This window comes from Streptomyces sp. NWU339, from assembly GCF_003143855.1.
Classification (GTDB): Bacteria; Actinomycetota; Actinomycetes; order Streptomycetales; family Streptomycetaceae; genus Streptomyces.
Genome location: NZ_QFRK01000043.1, coordinates 15,089 through 38,931 on the forward strand (window position 1 = coordinate 15,089; position 23,843 = coordinate 38,931).

Annotated in this window: 19 protein-coding genes and 1 pseudogene; 13 read left to right on the forward strand and 7 right to left on the reverse strand. The window is 69.3% G+C overall.

All coding sequences use genetic code 11. The annotated features are described in order from the left end of the window. Positions 1-287: 287 nt before the first annotated feature. Positions 288-1,664, reverse strand: a complete 1,377-nt coding sequence (locus DIZ27_RS33870) for an acyltransferase (protein WP_109382241.1) — start codon at positions 1,662-1,664, stop codon at positions 288-290. A gap of 243 nt (positions 1,665-1,907) precedes the next feature. Here DIZ27_RS33870 and DIZ27_RS33875 point away from each other — a divergent pair, with 243 nt between their 5' ends. Then, on the forward strand, positions 1,908-3,695 hold the full coding sequence (locus DIZ27_RS33875; RefSeq protein WP_181383817.1) for a long-chain fatty acid--CoA ligase: 1,788 nt from the start codon (positions 1,908-1,910) through the stop codon (positions 3,693-3,695). A 59-nt stretch (positions 3,696-3,754) separates the two neighbouring features. Next, entirely contained in the window at positions 3,755-4,879 is a 1,125-nt protein-coding gene (locus tag DIZ27_RS33880; protein WP_109382282.1) for an acyltransferase, read from the forward strand. A gap of 610 nt (positions 4,880-5,489) precedes the next feature. Here the strand turns inward: DIZ27_RS33880 and DIZ27_RS33890 are convergent. The 3 genes from DIZ27_RS33890 to istA form a co-directional block, all read right to left on the reverse strand. After that, positions 5,490-6,419: a transposase gene (locus tag DIZ27_RS33890; protein WP_181383818.1), complete on the reverse strand. Its 930-nt coding sequence runs from the start codon at positions 6,417-6,419 to the stop codon at positions 5,490-5,492. Positions 6,420-6,573: 154 nt separating this feature from the next. After that, a complete protein-coding gene (gene istB, locus DIZ27_RS33895) occupies positions 6,574-7,344 on the reverse strand; it encodes an IS21-like element helper ATPase IstB (RefSeq protein WP_109382243.1) in 771 nt (256 codons plus the stop codon). Continuing rightward, positions 7,341-8,759 carry an IS21 family transposase gene (istA, locus tag DIZ27_RS33900; protein WP_109382244.1) on the reverse strand — a complete coding sequence of 473 codons (1,419 nt, stop codon included), beginning with the start codon at positions 8,757-8,759 and terminating at the stop codon, positions 7,341-7,343. The genes istB and istA overlap by 4 nt, the downstream gene beginning before the upstream one ends. Here istA and DIZ27_RS33905 point away from each other — a divergent pair. Continuing rightward, positions 8,650-9,423, forward strand: coding sequence for an ISAs1 family transposase (locus DIZ27_RS33905; RefSeq protein WP_146229044.1), 774 nt, complete (start codon positions 8,650-8,652; stop codon positions 9,421-9,423). The genes istA and DIZ27_RS33905 overlap by 110 nt on opposite strands. Positions 9,424-9,603: 180 nt before the next feature. On the opposite strand, the gene DIZ27_RS33910 is transcribed toward DIZ27_RS33905, so the two are convergent. Next, positions 9,604-9,885, reverse strand: a complete 282-nt coding sequence (locus tag DIZ27_RS33910; protein WP_109382245.1) for a hypothetical protein — start codon at positions 9,883-9,885, stop codon at positions 9,604-9,606. A gap of 655 nt (positions 9,886-10,540) precedes the next feature. On the opposite strand from DIZ27_RS33910, the pseudogene DIZ27_RS33915 reads away from it, so the two are divergent. The 10 genes and pseudogenes from DIZ27_RS33915 to DIZ27_RS33960 form a co-directional block, all read left to right on the forward strand. Further along, positions 10,541-11,182: pseudogene (locus DIZ27_RS33915) on the forward strand (transposase); the annotation flags it as partial. Between the two features lie 777 nt (positions 11,183-11,959). Then, positions 11,960-13,312, forward strand: a complete 1,353-nt coding sequence (locus DIZ27_RS33920) for an ATP-binding protein (RefSeq protein WP_181383820.1) — start codon at positions 11,960-11,962, stop codon at positions 13,310-13,312. Beyond that, the gene (locus DIZ27_RS33925) at positions 13,309-13,743 is read left to right on the forward strand and encodes a roadblock/LC7 domain-containing protein (RefSeq protein WP_109382247.1); all 435 of its coding nucleotides are present in this window, start codon (positions 13,309-13,311) and stop codon (positions 13,741-13,743) included. Before DIZ27_RS33920 ends, DIZ27_RS33925 begins: the two co-directional genes overlap by 4 nt. Then, entirely contained in the window at positions 13,740-14,111 is a 372-nt protein-coding gene (locus tag DIZ27_RS33930; RefSeq protein ID WP_109382248.1) for a DUF742 domain-containing protein, read from the forward strand. The genes DIZ27_RS33925 and DIZ27_RS33930 overlap by 4 nt, the downstream gene beginning before the upstream one ends. Beyond that, entirely contained in the window at positions 14,092-14,688 is a 597-nt protein-coding gene (locus DIZ27_RS33935; RefSeq protein ID WP_109382249.1) for an ATP/GTP-binding protein, read from the forward strand. The genes DIZ27_RS33930 and DIZ27_RS33935 overlap by 20 nt, the downstream gene beginning before the upstream one ends. Then, on the forward strand, positions 14,685-15,923 hold the full coding sequence (locus DIZ27_RS33940; RefSeq protein WP_109382250.1) for a cytochrome P450: 1,239 nt from the start codon (positions 14,685-14,687) through the stop codon (positions 15,921-15,923). Before DIZ27_RS33935 ends, DIZ27_RS33940 begins: the two co-directional genes overlap by 4 nt. A 140-nt stretch (positions 15,924-16,063) precedes the next feature. Next, positions 16,064-17,149, forward strand: coding sequence for a polyprenyl synthetase family protein (locus tag DIZ27_RS33945; protein ID WP_109382251.1), 1,086 nt, complete (start codon positions 16,064-16,066; stop codon positions 17,147-17,149). Next, positions 17,146-18,744, forward strand: coding sequence for a prenyltransferase/squalene oxidase repeat-containing protein (locus DIZ27_RS33950; protein ID WP_181383821.1), 1,599 nt, complete (start codon positions 17,146-17,148; stop codon positions 18,742-18,744). Before DIZ27_RS33945 ends, DIZ27_RS33950 begins: the two co-directional genes overlap by 4 nt. 90 nt (positions 18,745-18,834) lie before the next feature. After that, positions 18,835-20,157, forward strand: a complete 1,323-nt coding sequence (locus tag DIZ27_RS33955; RefSeq protein ID WP_375232035.1) for a cytochrome P450 — start codon at positions 18,835-18,837, stop codon at positions 20,155-20,157. Continuing rightward, positions 20,154-21,146, forward strand: a complete 993-nt coding sequence (locus tag DIZ27_RS33960) for a hypothetical protein (RefSeq protein WP_109382254.1) — start codon at positions 20,154-20,156, stop codon at positions 21,144-21,146. Before DIZ27_RS33955 ends, DIZ27_RS33960 begins: the two co-directional genes overlap by 4 nt. Positions 21,147-21,277: 131 nt before the next feature. Here the strand turns inward: DIZ27_RS33960 and DIZ27_RS33965 are convergent, their stop codons facing one another. Further along, positions 21,278-22,363, reverse strand: coding sequence for an integrase core domain-containing protein (locus tag DIZ27_RS33965; protein WP_109382255.1), 1,086 nt, complete (start codon positions 22,361-22,363; stop codon positions 21,278-21,280). 274 nt (positions 22,364-22,637) lie between these two features. After that, positions 22,638-23,120 carry an integrase gene (locus tag DIZ27_RS47700; protein ID WP_258308666.1) on the reverse strand — a complete coding sequence of 161 codons (483 nt, stop codon included), beginning with the start codon at positions 23,118-23,120 and terminating at the stop codon, positions 22,638-22,640. Positions 23,121-23,843: the final 723 nt, after the last annotated feature.

A 23,843-nucleotide genomic window follows, 5' to 3' on the forward strand; every position in this document is an offset into this window, starting at 1 on the left:
GGGAAGACGCTATGGGTGTGGCGGCCGCTCCGCCTCGGCCTGGCAGCCCGTCGTCCATCCATGACGCGGCGTATCTGCTGACCACAGCAGTGCGCCGGCCGGCGCTGTGGCGCCGACATCGCGGGGCTATGGGTGCCTCCCGAGCGCGGCATCCGCCTCCCCGCCACCAGCTCGACCGCCGCCTGATGAATCTGAAGCTGAAACGCCGTGCTGATTCTTGGACGGTGGAGCAGGGGGGCGCGGTGGATGAGTGAGCGGACAGGAGAGCCTCGTGCGGCCGGACTCTGTCACTCGTGGTGCCCAGCGGCGTCGGGCGCAGGGAGCGATGTCCGTACGCGGCGCGCTGCCCAGAACGCGACCAGTCCCGCCAGGTAAATCATCAGGGCCGCCAGGGGGACACCCGCGGGCCCTGCGCCTTGGAAGCCGCCGACGGTGAGCTGGATGATGCCGGCGCAGGTCGCGGCCGTGCCGACCAGCACCAGGACGACGGCGAGCCGCCTCGCACCTCTGTCGGCGCCGAGGACCGCCCGGGTGGCGGAACGGGTGGCCGTCGACGCCCTGTGGCGCGGACGTTCGAAGCGTGCGAACACCGTTACGAGGGCCCCGAGCAGCAGTGCGCAGATCGCCACCCACACCGGCCGCCAGGCGAACCAGCTCGCCGATCCGATCTCCGGTTGGGGCATGATGCCGGTCGGGTAGAGCGCCAGCGCGGCCACGAGCACAGGGACCATGTGCCACAGGAACAGCGTCATGATCCCCCCGTTGACGGCGATCACCGCCATCCAGACCCGCTGTCGACGCAGCCAGGGACGCAATGGCCCGGCGAGCAGCAGGGCCAGACCGGTCTGGGCCACGGACAGGGAGAGCAGCGCGACTGTCGGCGGCGAGGTGTTCTGCACCTCAGCCCCGGGCACGCCGACCATACTGACCGGATACGGCCCGATCGTCGTCAGCGCGACCAGCGCGGCCGACCCGCCGAGGAACAGCAGCCAGGGGCTGGCCGGAGGATGGGTCAGGGTGCCGTCGTGCCAGGCGAAGCCAAGTGAGGGAAGGACCAGCCAGACGACCAGGAAGTTGGCGGCACCGAGGTAGCCGACGCCCGTGCTCAGCCGCAGGGCGTCGAAGCCGGCGGCGGCCACGGTGAGGGCCGCCGGGACGGCCAGGCTCCAGCGTCGGTGGGTGTCCAGCATCGCGGGGGTCAGGGCGACGACCACCAGATAGACGGCGAGGAACCACAGCGAGATGGCCACCACCCAGGCGGCCAGCCGCACCAACCCCGGATCAACGCCTGCCAGCCGGGCAGCCGCGGCGACCGCAACCCCGACCACGATGAACACCGTCGTCGGCCGCAGCAGCCGGTCCGCACGCGATCCCAGCCAGTCGGCGTAGCTGTCCCCGCGCCTACAGGCCGAGGTCCAGGATGCGGCGTTGGCGTAGCCGCCGACCAGGAAGAAGATCCCCATCACCTGGAACAGCCAGGTGAGCCAGTGCGTCCACGGCAGAACAGCGAGCGCGTGCTCCCCGCCCAGCCGACCGTCCCGAAATGTGATCATCACGGCCAGCCAGTGGCCGATCACCACCATGACGATGGCGAACGCCCGTAGAAAGTCGACATAGCGGTCACGGCGCGCGGGGGTGGCATCGGCGAGGTCCCGAACCCGCACCCGGTCCTCCTCCCTCGCGCGTCCTGTGAGCCCGCCCCCTCGGGCTCAGCGCCGAAACCTGACGAACAGGTTCGATCTGGCTGTCCTCGAAAAGTGAATGTATCGTGACGTCTCGCTGCAATCCGGTAATTCGTCCCGGCGCACACCATGAACGCGTGTCGGCGTTCGCAAGAGGCAAGAAGGCCGTGCACCCTTCGGCTGCGCCGAATGGTGCACGTCCCGATATGCGCCGAAACTACGGTTATGCGCGAGTACGAGAGCCCGTCCGCGATCCGGATTCCGCCGCAAGACCAGCTGGCCAACGCGGTGTTCCGAGGCGACCGGCCCAAGCTTGTCCTGTTCGACCGGCCGACGGGAAGTGGCTGGGAGCGCGTGACCGCCGCGCGGTTCGCGAGCGATGTGCGCGCCCTCGCGGCGGGTTTCCTCGCTGCCGGGATCCAGCCCGGCGACCGGGTCGCTCTGCTGGCCGAGACCAGCTACGAGTGGACTCTGACCGACTATGCCCTGTGGACGATCGGTGCGGTGCCGGTGCCGATCTACGACACCTCCTCGGCCGAGCAGATCCGGTGGGTGCTGGAGGACTCCGAGGCCGTCGCGATGGTGGTCGAGACGTCGGATCACCGCCACCGACTTGAGGACATCCAGGTGGACCTTCCCCTGCTGGAGCAGGTGTGGCAGATCGACGCCGGTGATCTTTCTCGGTTGCGGCAGGAGGGCGCCGGAGTAACCGACTCCCAGGTCGACGAGCGCCGCGGTGCGGTCCGCGCGGACGACACCGCCACCATCATCTACACCTCCGGCACCACCGGCCGGCCCAAGGGGTGCGTACTCACCCACGGCAACCTGCTCTATGAGGCCCGTGCCGCGATCGCGGCGCTACGGGAGATCTTCGGCTACGACGCCTCGACGGTGCTGTTCTTGCCGTTGGCGCACGTGTTCGCCCGGGTGATTCAGGTGGCCTGTGTCGAGCACGGCGTCCGCCTGGCTCACACCGCCGACCTCGCCCGCCTGCCCGACCACCTGGCCGCGCTGCGGCCGACGTTCATCCTGGCGGTGCCCAGGGTGCTCGAGAAGGTCTACGCCCGAGCCCAGCAGCGCGCCGAGGCGCAGCGCCGCGGCGGCATCTTCAAGCGTGCTGAGCAGGTCGCTGTCCGCTACAGCCAGGCATTGGAGCAAGGGGCCCCCGGCCGACGGCTCACACTGGCCCACCGCCTGTTCGACAGGCTCGTCTACCGCAAGCTGCGGGCGGCTCTCGGCGGGCGGGTCACCTACGCCATCAGCGGCGGCGCTCCGCTCGGCGCCCGTCTTGGCCACTTCTACCGAGGCATCGGCGTGACCGTACTCGAGGGCTACGGGCTGACCGAAACCAGCGCCGCCGCCACGGTCAACATGCCCTCCGCGGTCAAGATCGGTTCAGTCGGGCAGCCGCTGCCCGGCGTCACGGTCCGGATCGCCGACGACGGTGAGATCCTGCTCCGCGGCCCCGTGGTGTTCCCGGGCTACTGGCGAAACGAACCGGTCACGAAGGAGACGCTGAGCGCCGATGGCTGGCTGTACACCGGAGATGTCGGCACCCTGGACGACGACGGATTCCTGACCATCTCGGGCCGCAAGAAGGAGATCATCGTCACTGCCGGCGGGAAGAACGTCCTCCCCGCGGAGCTGGAGGACCGTCTGCGCACCCACCCTCTGATCAGCCAGGTGGTGGCCGTCGGCGATCAGCGCCCGTTCATCGCCGGCCTGATCACTCTCGACGAGGAGGGGCTGGCGGCCTGGAAGAGAAGCGCCGGCAAGTCGGCGGCCGCCACCCCCGCACAGCTTCGCGACGACCCCGACCTGCTTGCCCGGCTGCAGACGGCGATCGACGAGGCCAATGCGACCGTCAGTCAGGCCGAGCGGATGCGCAGGTTCAGGGTCTTGCCCGGCGACCTCACCGAGGCCCACGGCTATCTCACCCCGACCCTGAAGGTCCGGCGCAGTCGGGTGCTCCAGGACTTCGCGGAGGATGTCGACGCGCTGTACCGGACGTGACCCCCCACTGGCGCCGGTGGTCCCGTGCCCCCGGGACCCCTGGGGCGTTGGACCGGTTGGTGAGCGCCACACCGGAAACCCGGGACCGTGTCGTCGACGCCGCCCGAGCGCTCAGCATCGTGGTCGTCACCCTGTGGCACTGGACGCTGTCGGTCACCCATCGCACCGCTGACGGCGACCTCGTCATGCCCAACCCGATCGATGCCGTTCCCGGCGGGTGGCTGGCCACCTGGGTACTGCAGATCATGCCGGTGTTCTTTCTGGTCGGCGGCTACGCGAACCTGGCCGGCTGGCAACGCACGCAGGCGAACAAGGATCCTGCCGGACGGTTCGTCGCCGACCGGCTCCGCAGGCTGTCGGTGCCCACCGCCGTATGGGCGGGGATGTGGCTGGTCGGCGAGCTGATCGCCGCGACTCTGCCAGGACCCCACCGCTGGATGTGGCAGTGGTTCCCTGGTTACCTGACGCCCTTGTGGTTCCTCGGCGTGTACAGCCTGTTGATCGTCACCGTGCCGGTGACGGCGACCCTGCATGTCCGCCATGGCGCCGGCACCCTAGCCGCGCTCGCAGGGCTGATTGCCGCGGGCAGCGTGCTCGGCCGCGGCGTCGGGCTGGCCTGGGCCGAATGGGTGACCCTCGCGCTGGTGTGGCTGTTCTGCCACCAGCTCGGCTACGCCTGGCGCACCTGGCAGCTCGGCCGAGGGCCGTCGGCCCAGCGGCTGGCGGTCACCGGGGCCGGCCTGCTGACCCTGGTCGTGCTGACGGTGTTCGCCGGTTACCCCCGCTCAATGGTCGGGACGGTCGGCGACGCCGAGTCGAACATCTTCCCTACCAACGCGGCCGTCGCGGCGCTCGCCGTCTTCCAGCTGGGACTGCTGGCGCTGATCACGCCGACCGCGGCGCGCCTCCTGCGCCGCCCCCGGGTGTGGAAGCCTGTGGTGGCACTCAACCTGGTGGCGATCACCGTGTTCCTGTGGCACATGACCGCCTACCTCATCGCGTTGTGGATCTACGAACGTCTGGGCCACACGCTCCTGACCGAGCCGACCGCCCACTGGTGGGCGCAACGCTGGTTCTGGCTGCTGGCCCCCATGGTCGTCCTCCTCGTATTGGTCGCGGTGTTCGCCCGGGTCGAGATCATGGTTCGCCGGCCCCGCCGAAGAGCCACCACGGTCGGTGAGTGAGGATCACCGAGCATCTTCTGCTCGACGACACCGGCCCGCCCCGTGACGTCCCCCAGCACATGGCAAATCCGATCGAAAAGAACAAAAGGCGTGAAACGTGCATTTCTCCTTCGCCCTCTTCACCCTTCGGAGCCGTCGATTTTCTACGGGTTGCTTCCGGGTCGTCGGGTCGTTGATGTGGTGGGGGGCGTTGCGATGAGTTGATCGGCCCGGTGCGGACGAAGCTGGAGGCGGTGGCGCCGCACTCGCCTGGTGGCGACCGTTGCCGCCGCACTGTTCACCGGTGTGTCCCTCCAGCAACTCACTACCGCACACCCCCGCGACTACGACGACGCGGCCACGCTCGCCCTGCACGACCGCGCCCGCTACACCGACGGCTGCGCCGCCTACCCCGCACCGCCCTGGGCGGGCGTCTTCCTGCGGGCCGCGGCCTGCTTCTCCCGACTCGTATCCGGAGCAGGACCAGGAACTGCTCACCGCGCCGGGCAACCGTGCACTCCTGCTGCGCGTGGCCAAGGCGGCCAGGCTCCGCCCGCCACAGCCGCCCGCGGCCCGCGGGTCTGTCAAACGAGCGGCTCTGTCTCACATACGGTGATGCTGTTGGTGATCTCTAGGACGTCAGTCTTTGGCAGAGTCGCTGGAAGTGGCCGGGCGGTCGGGGCGGAGAAGCTGGTGTGGTGCCGGGTGGGAAGCATTCGCTGAGGCGGATGATGTTGGTTCCGGCGGCCGTGAGGACGTGTTGGACGTGCGTCTTCGCCAGGCCGCGGTAGCGGCAGTGCCGCAGGCCGTGAGCGTGGACGGTCTCGGAGACGGTCGCCTCGCAGCCCGCGCGGATGGCGTAGCGTCGCTGCCAGGTGCCGGTCTTCTGGTCTTTCCGGACCTGCGTCTGGATCTTCTGCTGAGGTTCTGGCAGCAGGAAGATGTGGCGCCCCTTGCCGTCGACGTTGCCGGTGCACTTCAGGCGGTCGTCGCATTCCCGGCATGCCTTGCGCGGAAAGAGGACGGACAGCCGGGGATGTCCGTCGCCCAGGGTGGGTTTCCAGGGCGGGCTGGTGATGCCGTTCGGGCAAGTGAGGGTGCGGTTGTCCCAGTCGATGCGGAAGTCCTCCTTCGTGAAGCCCGGCCGCTGGGCGGCCTGCGGGTCGTCGCGGACCGGTCCGAGCACGGCGATGTTCCACTTCGTGGCCGCTTGGTGGATGCTGTCCGGGGTGACGTAGCCGCCGTCGACCACGTGCTCGACGGGCCGGAAGCCCTGGCGGGTCAGCTGTTGGTGGATGTCGTCGAGGGCGTCGATGTCCTGCTGTGGCGCCGGGCGGGTGACCACCTGGACGATGACGTTGGGGCCGGTCTCATCGCAGGTCTCGGTCTGGTGGTCGCGATAGCCGATCCAGTCACGTTGGCCGGCCGCGGTGACCTTCTGGCTGTAACGGGCCTCGGGATCATGCGGGGTGACGATCTCCATCGTCGACCACGGCACCCGTGCGGAATCAGCATCCGGCCGCCCGGCCGCCGAGGTCTTGCCGGTGTTCCTCTGCTCCACCGCCCTGCGGCTGGCCCGGTCGCGGGTCGACTTCGCCTGCCGCCAGCACAGTTGGCCAGATGCGTCGTGCCAGTACTGCTGGACCCATACCTGCCGCAGGTGTCGGCGTACGGACTTTTCTCCCCAGGTGCGTACAGACGAACGTCCCCAGCTGTCAGGCCACGTCGGTCTCTCGCTCGATGGCCTTGAGGCGGTTCTTGAGCCGGTAGCTGGGGCCATTGATGGCGATCACTTCGCAGTGGTGCAGAAGGCGGTCGAGGATCGCGGTGGCGAGGACCTCGTCGCCGAAGACCTGGCCCCACTCGCTGAAGGTCTTGTTCGAGGTCAGGATGATCGAGCCCTTCTCGTAACGCTTGGAGATGACCTGGAAGACCAGGTTCGCCTCGGCACGTTCGAGGGGCTGGTAGCCGACCTCATCGACGACAAGGACGCTGGGCCGCAGGTAGGTGCCGAGTTTGCTGGCCAACCGGCCTGCGGCCTCGGCTGCTTTGAGGTTGCGGACCATGTCGTCGAGGCTGGTGAAGTAGATCGAGTAGCCGGCCCGGCAGGCCGCGACCGCCAGAGCGACGGCGATGTGCGTCTTGCCGACCCCGGGCGGCCCGAGCAGGGCGGCGTTCGCCTTGCCGTCGACGAACGAGAGGGTGGCCAGGTCCTTGACCTTGCGCGGGTCGAGGTCAGGCTGGAAGGAGAAGTCGTACTCATCCAGCGTCTTGTGGTGCGGCAGCCGGGAGAGCCGCAGGCCCTGGCGGAAGCGGCGGTCGTCACGGACGGCCAGTTCCTCGGACAGCACCAGGTCGAGGAAGTCGAGGTAGCCCATCTTCCCTTCGTCGGCCCGCCGGGTGTACTCGTTGATCGTTTCGGCCAGGTGGGGCAGGCCAAGCTTGCCGGCCGTGGTGCGGATGCGGGTGGAGACCAGCTCGCTCAAGACGTTTCCCTCGTGCTCGGACGGGTGGTGAAGGGGCGGGTGCCGGTCAGCTCGTCATAGACCGACAGCGGCCGGCGGCCGACCTCGATGCGAGTGGCCGCGGCCCGGTTCAGCAGGGCCTGCAAGGGTCCCGTCTCCTCGCCCAGAGGACGCTCGTGGCGGGGCGGGGGTGGGACGTCGCCGGTGGTGGTGCGGCGCCCCTTGCCGGTGGGCAGGCCGTCCCAGTGGGCCTCTTCGACGACGCGGGCCCCGCGGCCGATCGCCCGCGGGTGGATGGCCAGCAGCGTTTCGCCGCCGGCGTCCGCGATGGTGGCATGCAGCATGACCTGCGATTTCGTGGCCCGGATCTCCACCAGCTGGCGGGGGCGGACCCGGCGGGCGGGCACCGAGTAGAGGTTGCCGCCGAAGGCGACCAGGCAGTCCTTGCCGACCGGCCGCAGATGCCGCTCGGCCACCAGATACGGGGTCGGCGGCAGCGGCCTGAGGGCCGCATGGTCACGGATCGCCCGCTCTCCGATGACCTCCCGGTGCGTCTTGTGGATCTGGGCCCGCCGCTGCGGCACCCAGGCGGCGAACGCGGCGTCCATCTCCTCGATGGAGGAGAAGGCCCGGCCGGACAGGACGTGGTCGCGGACGATCAGGACCTGGCGTTCGACGCGACCCTTGCCGGTGGGGCGGTAGGCGGCCAGCACGTCGATGTCGAAGTCGTAGTGGCCGGCGAAGCCGACCGCCTCCGGATGCAGCGGGACCGCCTCGCCCGGGGCGACGTGCCGGCGCACGACGGTCTTGGTGCGGTCGTAGACGATCGTCATCGGCACCCCGCCGTAGTGGGCGAAGGCCCGGCGGTGGCAGTCGAAGAAGGTCTGCAGGTCCTGGCCGGTGGTGAAGCAGCAGAACGGGTCGCGGGAGTACGACAAGGTCATGTGGAAGGAGTAGACCTTCGCGATGCCCAGGTGGGCGAGGATCTTGCCCTCGTCGCCCCAGTCCACCTGGGCCTGGGCGCCGGGGATGACCTCGAAGCGGCGGTGCATGCCCGCCAGCTCCTTCGGGGTGATGCCGAGTTCCTCGGCGATCCTGGGGCGGGCTTCCTGGACATAGAGCTTGACGCGCTGGTAGTTGCCGGTGAACCCGTACTCAGCGGCCAGCCGCTCGTGGATCACCGATGCCTTCATCAGGACCTCGGCCCGCAGCATCGAGTCGATCAGCGGCGCGAACTCGTCGATCTTTCTTGCCAGGGACCGTCCGTTCGCCGACCGGCGCGGCGGGGTCGCTGGGCCCGGCGCCGAGAGGTACTTGCGGACCGTCTTGCGGTCCAGCCCCGTCTCCCTGGCGATCTCCGACAGGCTCATCGCCCCGGACTCCAACAGGCCGCGGAAACGCCGTAGTTCCAGCCAGCGATGCGGATCCAAGACCACCGTCGACCGCCCCTCCGCCGCCTACACCGACCAAGCAGCAGAGTGCCGAGCAGTACCCCTCAGCGCATCAGGAACTGGCCGCGTTCATCCGTACGCGGGTGGGGACGTTCACGTGTACGCCGACACCCGGGGCGCCCACTACATCCTCGTCGTCAAGGGCAACCAGAAAAAGCTCCGCCGCCGGCTACGGCGACTGCCCTGGCACGAGGTCCCGCTTCAGCACCGCACCCGCGAACGGGCGCACGGGCGAGGCGAGATACGCCGCCTCAAAGTCTGCACAGTCCGGCCGGGCCTGCTCTTTCCGCACGCCGTCCAGGCCATCGAGGTCAAGCGCCGTCGCACGAACCGCACGACCTCAAAGACCACCATCAAGACGATCTACGCGGTCACCAGCCTCACCCCCGAGCAGGCCACCGCGTCCCAGCTCGCCGAGCTGATCCGTGGGCACTGGCAGGTCGAGGCCCTGCACCACGTGCGGGACGTGACCTTCGCCGAGGACACCTCCCGCGTCCGCACCGGAACCGCGCCCCGCGCGATGGCGACCTTCCGCAACCTCGCCATCGGCCTCATCCGCCAGGCCGGCTGGACGAACATCGCCGCCGCCACCGACCACTACCGGTCACGGACCGACCACGCACTCCAACTACTCGATCTTGAAACCTGAGAACGCATCAGCCCTGGGCTCATGCCCAGAACGCGGCGGCGAAGCAAGCTGTACAGCAAGGAAGTACAGCAACCGCACCAACCAGCCTCGACCAGTAGTGCCTCCGAGGGGCCATGAAGCGGCCTGTATGACCGTCACCGACCGGCCCACATAGAGCTACGGATCAGAAGGTTTCGCCCCTCAACCGTTCTCTTGGTCCTTTGTCTCCTGCGCCCGCGAAGTGCGACTGCGAAACCGCTCCAGTACGACGGTGCCCCCGAGCACAAGGCCGATGGAGATGACCTTGCTCGCCCCGTAGCCGACCGTCGAGTTGTCCGCAGCGCCGGACGACCCGAGAAAAAGCCACAACGTCCAGGCGATCCCGACGATGACAAGGATGACGGCTCCCACCGGGCCGATGCCCCACCACCAGGGTGCCTGGGGATGCAGGTCGTCAGACTGGCCGCGTGCGTCGTTTGTCATGGACGGCTCTCCTTGTCGTGAGGCGAGTAGCGCTTCGCGGGCCTGCCACGAAGCAGTGATCAAAAGGACGCCCGGCGTGCTCTCCTTGGTTCCGGGGCACCGCAGGTCAAAGCACTCCGCCGCGTGTGTTCGATTTTCAACAACCGGACAAAGCCAACCCTGGCCCTGGTCTCAGTTCTGGTCTCATTCGCAGGCGTACCGCCCCGTCCGGATGAGTACCGGCGCAGGGCAAGCTTTAAGGCGGTGAGCCCGCATAGACGCATGTGAACGGCTCCGTACAGCCCTCCGAGGGACATGAGCACACTTGGAAAGCGTGCACCCAGAAGAACGCTCCCGACGTACTGACCCGCGTGCGCCTGCATCGCCTGACGCCGCCGACCGTGCGCCCTGCCCTGTGCTGGCTACGTGCCACACGCTGGATGCCTGGACGCGAAGCGGACCAACGGGGAGGGGAGAGACCGTGGGTGAGTGGAAGCAGGGGAAGTGCGGTTGGCCGACGGCGGCCGGAGGTCACTGTCAGAACAAGACGCTAACCTCGCGCTTTCACGAGGTGGGGTGTCCGATGCTTGATCAAATAAGCGGAGAGTGCTCCTGACCTGCAACGATGGGACTTGTCTAGGGTCCTGTTGGCTGCATGGAAAGAAGCACTCTCCAGGTGAAGAAGCGTATCGGGTCGTACCCCCGTGTCCGCATCGAGGGCGACGGCCGGGCGGGGGTCTCGCAGGCCGGGGGCGTGCTGCTGGTCGAGACCGTCCGCAAGGCCGGCTTGAACACCGCGATATCAGCGGCGCTGACGCCGTGGCGGAAGGCTCGGGCGGTGCACGATCCGGGCAAGATCCTGCTGGACGTGGCCCTGGCGGTCGCGCTGGGCGGGGACTGCCTCGCGGATGTCGAGGTGCTGCGGGCCGAGCCGGCCGTGTTCGGGCCGGTCGCCTCCGACCCGACGGTCTCCCGCCTCATCGACGTCCTCGCAGCCTCCGGGGAGAAGGCCCTGCGGGCCATCCGTGCCGCGCGGGCTGAAGTCCGCCAACATGTCTGGCGGTTGGCCGGCCGGGAAGCGCCTGATGCGGGCGGGACGGTGACCGTGGACCTCGACGGGGTGCTGGTGATCGCGCACTCGGACAAGGAGGACGCCGCACCCACGTGGAAGCGAACCTACGGCCACCACCCGCTGATGGGGTTCGTCGACCACGGACCGGGCGGCACGGGTGAACCGGTCGCGGCCCTGCTCAGACCGGGCAACGCGGGATCGAACACGGCGGTCGACCACATCACCGTCGCCCAACTGGCCCTGGCCCACAATCTGACCCGCGCCGCCGGCACCCTGGCCGGAACGTTCCACGCGAGAGCCGTCACCGCCACGATCCGTGACCACCTGATCAACGTGCCCGCCCGCCTGGCCCGCTCTGCCCGCCGCCTCACTCTGCACCTGCCCGAACGCTGGCCCTGGAGCGAGGACTTCACCCAGCTGTTCAGCACGGTGCATGCACCGCCGGCCCGCTGACGCTCCCTTACCGGCCTGCCCGAAAGGGCCCGAGACCTGTGGACAAAGTGGAAGAGCTGGGCAGACCAGCGGCCACTCCATGCCCGAATCCGCAACTCAGCTCCGACACGGCCTGCACGACGCCGAAACGATCAACCGGAAATCAAGCCGGTGGATCCGGGCTCAGTCCGGTCCCTCCTGGCCGAGCATGGCCGCACCGATCCGCCCTCGACGGCCAGGTTGCCCTTGCGGTCTGCATTGTGGGCGCGGCATGAAGACGCCACACCCTGATCATCTTATGAGTAACATGCCGGATCAGCTGCTCGTTGTCGACCGGAGCGAAATGCCCTGCTTCCCTTGGTTCCCAGTGTGCCTGGCGTGGCCGTGTTCCGTTTCTCGGCGCGAACCTGCAGCGGGACGGACTCCTGGGAGCGCGGAGTTCCGGGAAGCAGGCCGTCCCACGCGGTGGCCTGCAGACGTGCGCGCCTCTCCCTTACCCACATCGCCAGGTCTGCCTGTCGGGCGTGAGCTTCCGCTGAATCGCCCGATGCCGGCCGGGGCCTGGCTCTGACCTCCAAGGACCCCCTATCCGTGACATCGAATCCCGAAGCTGCCCTTGCGGTGCTGGGTGCGACAACCGCGGCGGGCGCCGTCGCCGCAGTGGCTCTGGCCAGATCTCGCGCGGTCCTGTCGCGTCGCTGTGCGGCGCTAACCCGGCAAATCGCGGAACAGAATGAGGCGTTGGCAACCCTCCGGGCCCGCGAGAGGGCGCAGTTCGAAGAACTGCGCCACCTGGTGAACAGTCGGCTGCCCGCCGCTGCTCTGCACTTGATCAGTGATCACCATCCCGTGCCCGACGGCCTGTTGAACGACAACAGCGACTTCGCGGCACAGGCCCAGGCGGCGCACGACCTGTTCGTGGAGACACTGATCGGTGAGCGCGACCGTATCGACTCCGCCGCCCGGGCGGCACTGCGCGGCGCCTGCACGGCCATCCAGGCCCAGAGCTTCCGGCTGCAGACGCTCATCGACGAGCTGCAGCGCGACTGCCGCGACCCGGAGGTCGTCAGGGAGTATTTTCGTATCGACCAGCTCAACGAACAGGTCCTCCGGCTGGTGCAGAAAGCAGCCATCGTGAGTGGTTCGTGGCCCGGCCTGGTCCGGCCGGACACCCACCTCCCGGACGTCGTCGCGGGAGCCACGTCGCGTCTGAACGGATTCGAGCGGATCCAGGTCCACACCAAACTGCTGGCCGGCGGGGTGGGCATTGTCGGCCGGGCCGCAGAACCGGTGGCGGTGGCCTGCGCCGAGCTGATGGCGAACGCGCTGGAGTCCTCACGGGGTGACTTGGCGGTGGAGGTCACCCTTCTGCAGACGGACAACGGCAACGTGTGCATCCAGATCGACGACGCCGGCAAGGGTATGACCCGCGAGTCCGTCGCGCGCGGCACCCGGCTGGTGACCGGCGAGAACGCCGGCAAGCTGCTGCTCACTGAGCTGGGCGACCCTCCGGCTCTGGGTTTCGCGGCTATCGGACAGCTGGTCGCCGACCACGGCTTCCACGTGTCCGTCGATCAGGTCTCCCCCTATGGCGGGGTCCGTGCCGTGCTGGCGGTTCCGAAGCATCTGCTGACCACCATCGATGAGCAGGCGGAGCCGCCGTCGGCGATGGCCGCCCTGCCGGCCCCGGCGCCGCGCAAGCCCGTACCTCCTGCCGCCGTGGAGCCCGGGGAGGGATTGCGTGACGTCAGCGCGCCGTCTCTACGTGACGCCAGCGGGCTGCCCCAGCGCCGCCGCCGGAGCGGATCCTCCCGTGGCCGCTCTCTGACCCGTACGGCTCGACCAGTGGACCCGGATGCGGCTGGCGCCGCATGGGGTGACTTCGAGCAGGCTGTTGCCGCCGGACGTGACGCAACCGACTCTGAGAACAAGGACAAGTCTTGACCCAGTCAACTCTCAGCGAGCAGATCCCCGACCCGTCCTGGGTCCTGGGCCCGATCATCGAGATCGGCGTCCGGCATGCTCTGATCCTTTCCGCCGACGGCATCGTCGTCGGAGCCTCGGGCAGCCTCGGCCGCGATGACTCCGAAGGTATGGCGGCCATGGTGTCCGCCCTGCACGGCGCCGCGCGCGCGGCGGCCGTCGTCTCGCTCGAGGCCCCCGAGGAGACTCCGATCTCCACCATCACGGTCCAACTCGACGCCTCTGGGACGCTTATGGTCATGCCAGCCGGCGGAGCCAACGCGTTCATCGCCGCTTCCTTCGGCACCGATGTGCCGATGAACATCGTCGCGCACACCCTCGCGCGGCAGGCGAAGAACCTCGGCGAGGCGCTGATGTCCGTACCCACGCGTTCCCATGGCCCGTCCTCATGAGCCCGGGCCCGGCGCGACGACTGGTCCCCAGTTACCTGGCCACCGGAGGCATCAGCGCTCCCGAGCACAGCACGTTCGAAGACCTGACGGCGTTAACCGCCACGGGCCGACCCGCGCTGCCCCATCACACGCCCGCCCATCAACGACTTCTCGACCTGGTCAGTGACGGCGGGCTGACCGTGATGGAGATCGCGGGCTATCTGCGTCTTCCGATCGGCGTGGTGAAGATGCTCGCCGCGCAGCTGGTGTCCGACGGTCACCTGCGTGCCGCTGCGCCGCTTCCGGACGCCCTTGCTCCCACCGCTCACGCCGGACGGCCCAGCAGGGCCCTCCTGGAGGAGGTTATGCATGGGCTCCTCGCCCTCTAGTGCGCCGGTCTACCTGCCGGACTCGAACCACGAACGGGTGAAGATCCTAGTGGCCGGGCCGTTCGGTATCGGTAAGACCACGATGATCCGCACCCTGTCGGAGATTCCGAGCCTCCACACCGAGGAGGTCATGACCGACGCGGCGGCCCATGTCGACGAGCTTGCGGTCGCGGACAAGAAGACCACCACGGTGGCCATCGACTTCGGCCGTCTCACCATCGCCCAGGGGCGAATCGTCCTGTACCTGTTCGGCACGCCCGGGCAGCGGCGGTTCAAGCCCCTGTGGAGCGACTACGCCCGTGGTGCCCTGGGCGCACTCGTCATCGTGGACACCCGGAGACTGGCCGACTCCTTCGAGGTCATGGACCTCATAGAGGAGACCGGCCTGGACTACGCCGTAGCTGTGAACCAATTCCCAGAATCCCCCAGTTATGACGAGGAAACCCTGCGCGGCAAGCTCGATGTCGAGGATCACACCCCCTTGGTCATCTGCGATGCGCGCGACTGGGACTCCAGCCTCAACGCGCTGCGAACGCTGGCCGCCCACCTCGTAACCCGTGCCGGAGGCAATCTGTGACGACCGCTCCCAACGCTGTTCCGCTGTACGGACCGGAGCATGCCGCCGACCCTCAGCGCAGCTACCAACTGCTGCGAGCGCAGGGGCCGGTGGGCCGCGCCGAGATCGATCCTGGCGTCGTCGTGTGGGTGGTCACCGACTACCGGGCCGCTCTCGACCTGTTGCAGGACCCCGGCACCTGGACCAAGGACACCCGGGGCTGGGACACGACGGTGCCGGCGAACAGTCCGGTCAAGGAGCCCTTGCAGTGGCGGCCCAGCCTGTTCTTCGCCGACGGCGAGGAACATGCGCATCTGCGGAAGGTCATCACCGACAGTTTCGCGCTCCTCGACCCCCAGTACCTGCGGGACGTGACGCGGCGTCACGCAGGCATCCTTCTGGACGAGTTCGCCCATGTGGGACGGGCGGACCTGGTCGCCCAGTACGCCCGTAGGCTGCCGCTCATGGTCCTGAACACTTTGTTCGGCATGCCGGACGAGGGCGCGGACCAGCTCATGTCGGCGATCGAGGCGCTGATGAGTACGGTCCCACAGGCCAAGGAGGCGGGCGAGCAGGCCCTCACCGCCTATCTGGGCGGCCTCTACGCCATGAAGAGCGCGCGGCGCGGCCGCGACCTCACCTCCTGGTTCATCGACCACCCGCACAAGCTCAGCCCGGAGGAGGTGATCAACCAGGTACTGATCACTCAGGGCGCGGCCTACGGCACGCTGGCGGGCCTGATCGCCAACACCCTCGCGCAGATCCTCTCCGACCAGCGGTACCGGGGCACTCTCACCACCGGGAGTCTGCCCATCAGGCACGCCATCGACGAGGTGCTCTGGGCGGACCCGCCGCTGGCCATGTACAGCCTCCACCGCGCACGGCGCGCCGTCACGTTCCACGGGCGCGCCATCGAGGCCGGAGAACCCGTCATGGTCTCCTACGCGGCGGTCAACACCTGCCCCCACACCGGTCAGGTGACCGACGAGCAGCGCTCCGACCACAAGGCACACCTCGCCTTCGCGGCCGGTCCGCACTCCTGCCCCGCCGAGGACATCGTGTTCGTGGTGTCGGTCGCGGCCATCGAGCGGCTGATGGGCAGGCTGCCGGACATCGAACTCACCGTCCCGGCTGCCACTCTGACGTACCAGCCAGGCCCCATCTATCGCGTCCTCACCTCACTGCCCTGCCGTTTCACTCCGCAGACACCGGATTCCCGGAGATCAACTCTGGGTAGCGTCCCCGTGTCCGCCTGATCTACATCACCAACACCGACACCAACACCAACAGCTGACCGACCGCCCCCGGGTGCACACCCGGGGGCCGTGTTCTGCCTGCCCACGGGGAAAGGGCGATTTTGCCTGGGATTCTCCCTTCAAGGAAGGTACGTGCGTCGATGGCCGGTACCGCATGGGACACCGATATTCCGCCCCTCATATCCGTTCGTGACGATGTAGACGCGGTACTCGAAGACTTCGTCGACATGCAGGAACGGGCAGCGCTCGGCCCGGAAATGGCACCGCTGTTCACCACCGTCCGCCGGCTTCTCTTCTCCAACGGCAAGCGACTGCGCCCCTTGCTGTGCGTGGCGGGATGGCAGGCCGCAGGCGCACCGGGAGACTCCCACCCGGTCCTTCGCGTCGCCGCCGCCCTGGAGCTGTTCCAGACGTTCGCCCTGATCCACGACGACGTCATGGACGACAGCGATACCCGCCGCGGACGGCCCTCGGCCCACCGCGCGCTGGCCGCCGAGTACCTCAGCGGCGGCGGGCGGCTCAGCAAGGCGGAGGCGCACGGCCGGGGTGCCGCCATCCTCCTCGGTGACCTCTTGCTCGTGTGGTCGGACGAAATGCTGGCGGGCGCAGGGCTCGGAGCCCGAGCGCAGGCCCGGGTCCTGCCGCTGGTGGACAGCATGCGCGCCGAGCTGGTCTACGGGCAGTACCTGGATCTGCTGTCGACCGACCGGATGTCCGGGAACGTCGAGGCCGCGCTGCGGGTCACCCGGTACAAGACAGGGAAATACACCGTGGAACGGCCCCTGCACCTCGGCGTTTGCCTGGCCGGCGGCGATCCGCGGCTGCTGCAGACCTGCACCGATTTCGCCATCCCGCTGGGAGAAGCGTTTCAGCTGCGCGATGACCTGCTCAACGTCTTCGGCGATCCGGTACAGACCGGCAAGCCTGTCGGAGACGACATCCGTGCGGGCAAAGCCACCGTGCTCCTGGCTCTCGCGGTCCAGGACGCCTCCGGGGCCGACCTGAAGCTGCTCAGCACCCTGGTCGGCAGCCCGGAACTGGGGAGCGAGGACATCGACCGGGTCCGCACCGTCATGGAGACCACCGGTGCCCGGCAGCGGGTCGAAAAGATGATCACCGCTAGGCGCGACACCGCTCTCGCCACGCTGGAAGAAGCAGACCTGCCCCGGGACGTCGCCAAGACGCTGAGGCAGATCGTATGGATGGCCACGGAAAGGCAGTCATGAGCTCCATATCCCACCAGGCGACCCCGATACGGGCACGGCACACGAACAGCTACCCGGAGCGCGCCCAAAAGTTGGTGACGTCGGTCGACAACGATCCCTGGGGCAACGTGCCTCCCTCCGTGTACGAGACGGCCCGGGTAACCTCCTGGGCACCATGGCTGGAGGGACACGAGCGCCGTCTGGCGTGGCTGCTGGAGCAGCAGTTGGCCGCCGGCAGTTGGGGAGAGGGCCCCGCGCCGTACCGGCTGCTGCCGACGCTCAGCGTCACGGAAGCCCTCCTGTCCACGCTGCGCCAGGACACGGCCGCAGGCGTCTCGCGCGAGCGGCTCGCCGCGGCTGTGGACCACGGGCTCGCCGCGCTGCGGGACCTGTCCAGGACCGGTGGGTGGCCGGACACGGCGGCCATCGAGATCCTCGCCCCCGACCTGGTCATCCTGATCAACGACCACTTGGACCAGCCAAAGGTCGCGGCCCTGCCCCGGCTCGGCCCGTGGGCCCGCGGGCAGCGCCTGGTCCAGCCGCGCGGATTTCAGGCGGCGCTGCCCGACCGCGTGGCCGAGCGGTGCCGGGCGGCCGGCGGTGTGCCGCTCAAGCTGCACCACACCTTCGAAGGGGTCGCGCGCCGCCTGCCGCAGATGGTGCCCGGCGTCCCGGGCGGGCTGCTGGGCAGTTCTCCCGCCGCCACCGCCGCCTGGCTGGCCACCGGACCCGACGCGGGCCGGGAACAGGCGGTCACCGCGCTGACCGCCGTGGCGGAGCGTTACGACGGTCTTTTCCCGGAGGCCGCGCCGATCTCCACCTTCGAGCGGCTCTGGGTCGCCGTCGCCCTGGCCCGTCCCGGCCTGCCCGCCGCCTGTGTGCCACCCGTCCGCGCCTGGGCCGCGGAGCTCTACGACACCGTCGGCGTACGCGGCGCCCCCGGCCTGCTGCCCGACGTCGACGACACCGCCATGGCGGTGCTGGCGTCCGCCCTCGCCGGCTCGCCCCGCGACCCCTCCCCGCTGTCCGCCTTCGAGGCCGACGACCACTACGACTGCTATGTCGGCGAGGACACCGGCTCCAGCACGGCCAACGCCCACGCCCTCCAGGCGCTCACCGCCTGGCTGAGCCACCGGCCCACGACAGGGGACGCTCTCCAGTCCCGTATGGACCTGACCCGCGACTGGCTCCTCGCCCAGCAACAGCCCGACGGCACCTGGTGCGACAAGTGGCACGCGTCCCCCTATTACGCCACCGAACGGTGCGTCACCGCTCTCTCCGGGCATACCGGCCCGACCACTCGCGACGCCATCCGCTCGGCCGCCGACCGGGTACTGGCCGCCCAGAGCGACGACGGATCCTGGGGGGTGTGGGGTGGCACCGCCGAGGAGACCGCCTATGCCGTGAACATCCTCCTCAACTCTCCGGATCACGCGGGCAGGCCAGAGGCCACCCAGGCCCTGAAACTCGCCGAGGACATCCTGCGCGAAGCCGTCCACTCCCCCGGCGACCACCACCCCGCCCTCTGGCACGACAAGACCCTCTACGCCCCCCAGGCCATGGCCCAGGCCGAGGTGACCGCCGCGCTCGAGCTGCTGCAGACACGCCGACCCTGAACCGTCCCGCCACCCCTTCAGCCCGGATCACAGACGGAGGCACCAACCGTGAACGCCGACCCGCACCGTCCGCCGTACGCTCCAGGCCGTGTGCCGCTCATCGGACACGCGGTGCCTCTGGCAAGGGACCGCCTGGCCTTTCTGCAGCGCCTGCGCGAGCACGGGCCGATCGTGCGTATCTCGATCGGCCCGAAGACCGTGACCGTCATCAACTCTCCCGAGCTCTTGCAGGAGATGCTCACCAGCAAATCGGGGCACTTCAGCAAAGGGCTCCTGTTCGAGAAGCTGAAGCTCTTCGGCAAGGATGCTCTGCCGGTCGCGGAGGGCAGCCGGCACCTGAGGCGCCGCCGCCTGATGCAGCCCGCGTTCCACCACCAACAGGTCGACCAGTACGTCCAGACCATGCACACCACAGTCGATCCGATGATCGCGGCATGGCAGAGCATGGGGCCACTGGATCTGAAGACCGAAATGCAGCTGATGACGCAGAACGTCGTCATGGCGGCCCTGTTCTCCACCACTCCCGACCGCGACACCGGGCACGCGATCCTCAAGAGCGTCGACACCCTGTTCGCCGCGGCGCTCCGCCGGGCCCTGCTGCCACTTCCCCTCCTTGAACGGCTGCCGACCCGGGGAAACCGGCGGACGCGGCGGGCCGGCCAAGTAATGCGTGCTGCTGTGGGTGAGGTCATCGCCGACCACCTGGCGCGGCCGGATGCCCACGACGACATCGTCTCCCTACTCCTGTCCGCCCAGGAGCCGGACGGTACGCCGCTGGCCGACGAGGACATCCTGTCCGAGGTCACGGGCCTGCTCGCGGCGGGTTCCGAAACCACTGCGGTCACCTTGACCTGGCTGTTTTACGAGCTGGGCCGCAACCCGGACCTGGAACGGCAGCTGCACAGCGAGGCCGACACGGTCCTCACGGACGAGCCCCTGACCACGAAGACTCTGACGCGGCTCACGTTCACCCGCAGACTGGTCAACGAGAGTCTGCGCCTGTACAGCCCGGCATGGCTGGTGACCCGTCAGACCACCGAGCCCGTGCGGCTCGGAGCCGTGGATCTGCCGGCCGGGGAGGACATCGTGTGGAGCCCCTACACGCTCCACCGTGATCCCGGCCTGTACCCTGACCCACTCCGCTTTGACCCCGACCGCTGGCTGCCAGAGCGTCCGCAGCCCCCGAAGGGGGCGTTCATTCCGTTCGGGGCCGGAAAGCGGCAATGCATGGGCAACGAGTTCGCCCTGGCCGAAGCGACCCTGATCACGGCCCTGATCGCGTCCCGCTGGCGGCTGCGGCCCGTCCCAGGACCTGCCGTCCGGTCGGTCGGAGCGATCACCCTGCACCCGTCCACGTTGCGCATGACCGCCGAGGCGCGGACACCCGCGCGCCGCCACCGGGAGGCCGTATGACCGGCACCGGCGATGCGGCGACGATTCTGCCTCAACCAGACTTCACCACCACGTTCCCCGGTCCGTTCCCCGCCAGTCCGCACGGGGATCACACGGAGCGCCAACTCCTCGGCTGGCTGGAGGAGTACCCGCTGCTCCCCTCCGCCAAGGCCAGGGGTGTTCTGGTGAACATCACCAGTCACGGAGCATCGCGTACCTTCCCGACCGCCGACGCGGACGATCTGGTTCTGTTCGCAAAACTCCTGCTGTGGCTCACCGCGTTCGACGACGTGCACGGCGAGGGAAACGCCGCCGGCGACCCGGTTGCTCTTGTCGACCGCACCGCTGAGCTGATGCTTGTCCTGGCCGGCGGCCCGCCCCCCCTCATGAACCCGTTCCCCGCCGCCCTGTACGACCTGCTTGCCCGTTTCCGGACCCGGACCGGCCCGGCCGCGTACCTCCGACTTGCCGCAAGCCTGCGCGACACCATCATGGCTCTGGTCTGGGAGGCACACCATGTGGCGGAGCCGGAGAGGGTTGCGCTCGCGACCTATCTGGAGATGCGTCCGCACACCGTGTTCGTCAGGACGATCATTGCTGCGGCGGAGATTGTCCTGGACTACGAACTGGCGGACGCGCAGCGGGCGCTGGCACCGGTGCGGCATCTGGAGACCGCTGTGGCCAATCTCGCGGGCTGGATCAACGACTTGGCCTCCTACGAGCGTGAGGTGGCACGAGGGCCGGTGCAGCCGTTGAGTCTGCCCACGCTGTTGCGGGCGCGGCACGGCGGAAACCTCAAGGAGGCGTTTGCACGCGCCAGCGGCATGTGCGAAAACGAAGCAGCCGTCGCCCGGCAATGGATCACAAGCCTCGCCTGCGATCCCCCGAGCACGCTCACAGCCCACGCCCGCGCCCTGGAGGACATCGCCCGCTCCTTCATCTGGCACACCAGCCATGCCCGATACCAAGGCCCCAAAAGCGGCGCGGCCCGGCCCGGCCGCTCAGCTTGACGACCAGGGGGCTGCTCGCCGCGCGGGGTGGAGCGACGCGGGCGGCATTGTCAGGTTGGCTGCGGGCCTGCCGATGCGATGATCTTCGGGTTGGCTTGCCGGTGTGCCGTTCGGAAACGCGTCGCTGCTGGTCAGGCTGCGTATCCGTACTCGTTGATGACGCCGCCGAGTACTCGGGTGCGGAGGAGTCGGCGCGCGGCCAGGTCGGTCGGGGGCGCTGGGTGCTTGTGGCCGAGGGGTGGAAGCTGTCCCCGGGCCTGGTGCGGGCGATGACGGTTGTAGTGCCGGGCGTAGGCGTCCAGGGCCTGTCGGGCGTGGGCCTCGCTGCATATCAGCAGGTGGTCGAGGACCTCGCGCCGCAGGGTGCCGATGACCCGTTCGCAGTGCGCGTTCATCCGAGGAGCTCGCGGCGCGGTCCTCACGATCTCGATGTCGTCGGCCGCGAAGACTGCATCGAAGGACTCCGTGTACTTCGCGTCCCGGTCGCGGAGCAGGAAACGCAGCGAGTCGGCCCGCACACCCGACTCGATGGCCAGGTTTCTTGCCTGCTGTACCGTCCAGGGCCCGGTGGGATGGGCGGTCACGCCGGCGATGTGCAGGCGGCGCGTGCCGTGCTCGAGGAAGACCAATGCGTACACCCGGCGCAGATCGACGAGATCGATGTGCACGAAGTCGCAGGCGATGATGCCCTCGGCCTGCGCGGTCAGGCACTCGCGCCAGGTCGGCCCGCCGCGGCGCGGGGCGGGATCGATTCCGGCCGCCGTCAGGATCTCCCAGACCGTCGTGGCGCCGATCGAATGCCCCAGACGAACGAGTTCACCTTGGATCCGACGGCAGCCCCACCGCGGATTCTCCCGGGCCGGCCGCAGCACCAACGCCTTCACCGGGCTCGCGGTCGGCGGCCTGCCCGGCCTGCTCCGGCGCTTGCTGTAGTCCCACTTGCGCACGATAAGTCTGCGGTGCCACGCCGGCACAGTTGCAGGCGTCACCGGGAAAACGCGCGCCCACCGACGCCGCGGGATCAGCGCAGACAACGCCGCGAACCACAGCCGGTCCGCCGGCGCATACCGCACCGGTCCCTTGAGCTGCCTGCGCAGCACCGCGTTCTCATGCCGCAGCACCAGCAACTCGGCATCCTTTGCCGCGCGTCGGCGTAGCAGCACCGCCGGGACCGACAGCAGCTTCCGCGCCACGTGATACACCAGTGAGACGAGCATCCGGACAGGGTTTCAGGAGCTCATAGTGGCGCGCCAGACCCACTCCGAGCAGCAGCGATGAGTTTCCGAACGGCACAGGCTCCCGGCCAAACCCAGCGGTCCGGGAAGCCGCAACGGCCCGGGCGGAAAGAGAGACGGATGAGCCTCGCCTCCTGGATGGTCCTCGCCTGTGTGGTCGGCGTCGTCGCCCTGTACGCCTACAGCACTGCCACGACCGGCACGCGCTGAACAAAGCCCGCAGACCCTGTGGGACTCGGAAAGCCACCGCTGCGGCTCAGGCCGCGGAGCGGTACTCGTTGACGACGCCGAGGACGCGGGGGCGCAGGGATCTGCGTGTACCGGGGGCGTGCACGGTGGCGGGCTGTCGGACCGGGCCGGGTGGCGGCCGACGGCGGGGCCGAGGGGGCCGGCGCGCGGTGTGGTGCCGCCGGTAGGCGGCCCGGACCTGTCGGGCGTGGGCCTCGCCCCTGAGGAGGACGTGCTCGAGGAGCTCACGCCGGATGCTGCCGATCCTCCTCCCGCCGTGGGCGGTCCTCCGCGGCGCTCGCGGCGCGCTCTGGAAGATCTCCATCTCGTCGGCTGCGAAGACCGCGCCGAAGGCCTCGCCGTAGGTGTCATCGTGGTCGCGCGGCAGGAAGCGCGGTGACTCCCAGCGCGTGCCCGGGCCGGCGGCGAGGATGCGGGCCGGGTGGACGGCCCGGGCCGGGCGGGCGGCAACGCCGGTGCTAGGCACCCGGCGGATGCCGTGCTTGAGCAACGCCGGCGCGTAGAGCCTGCCGCCCGGCGCGGTGTCGCTGGGCGGGACGGCGCGGGCGGTGTTCCCTTCGGCCCGGGCGGGGAGGACCTCGCGCCGGGTGGGGCCAAAGCGGCGCGGGGCCGGACCGAGGCCCGCGGCGTGGAGGATTTCCCGGACCGTCCAGGCGGCGAGGGGGGCCGGGCCGGCCCGCCCTGGATCCTCCGGTGGCCCCCGCCGGGGGTTCTCCCGCGCCGGAGGCGGGACGAGGGTCCTGCTCGCCTCCCGGGTCGGTGGCCGTCCGGTGCGCGAGCGCCGCCTGCTGTGATCCCACCTGGGCGGCGCTGCACCGGCGGTGCCGGGCCGGGAGGGTGCCGGGGGTGACCGGGAAGACCGGGCGTCCAAGCCGCCGGGGCAGCGGCGCGGCCAGCGCCGCGCACCGGAACCGGTCCGCGGGCGCGGAGCGGACCGGGCCCTGCACCTGCCGGCGCGGCACCGCGTTCTCGTGCCGCGGCGCGAGCGGCTCGCGTCCTTGGCGGTGGCGCGGCGCGGCCGCACCGCCGGGACGGACGGCGGCTTCCGGGTCACCTGGTGCACCAGCGAAACGATCACGCACAGAGGGTGCCGGCCGACGCCGCATCGCCGCCCCTGCCTGCGGCGATGACTTTCCGAGCCTTACAGGATCCGATCGTGGCTGGATGGCTGGAGCAGGAGTTGACCTGGTGAGTCACGCTGGTCCGGCTCCTG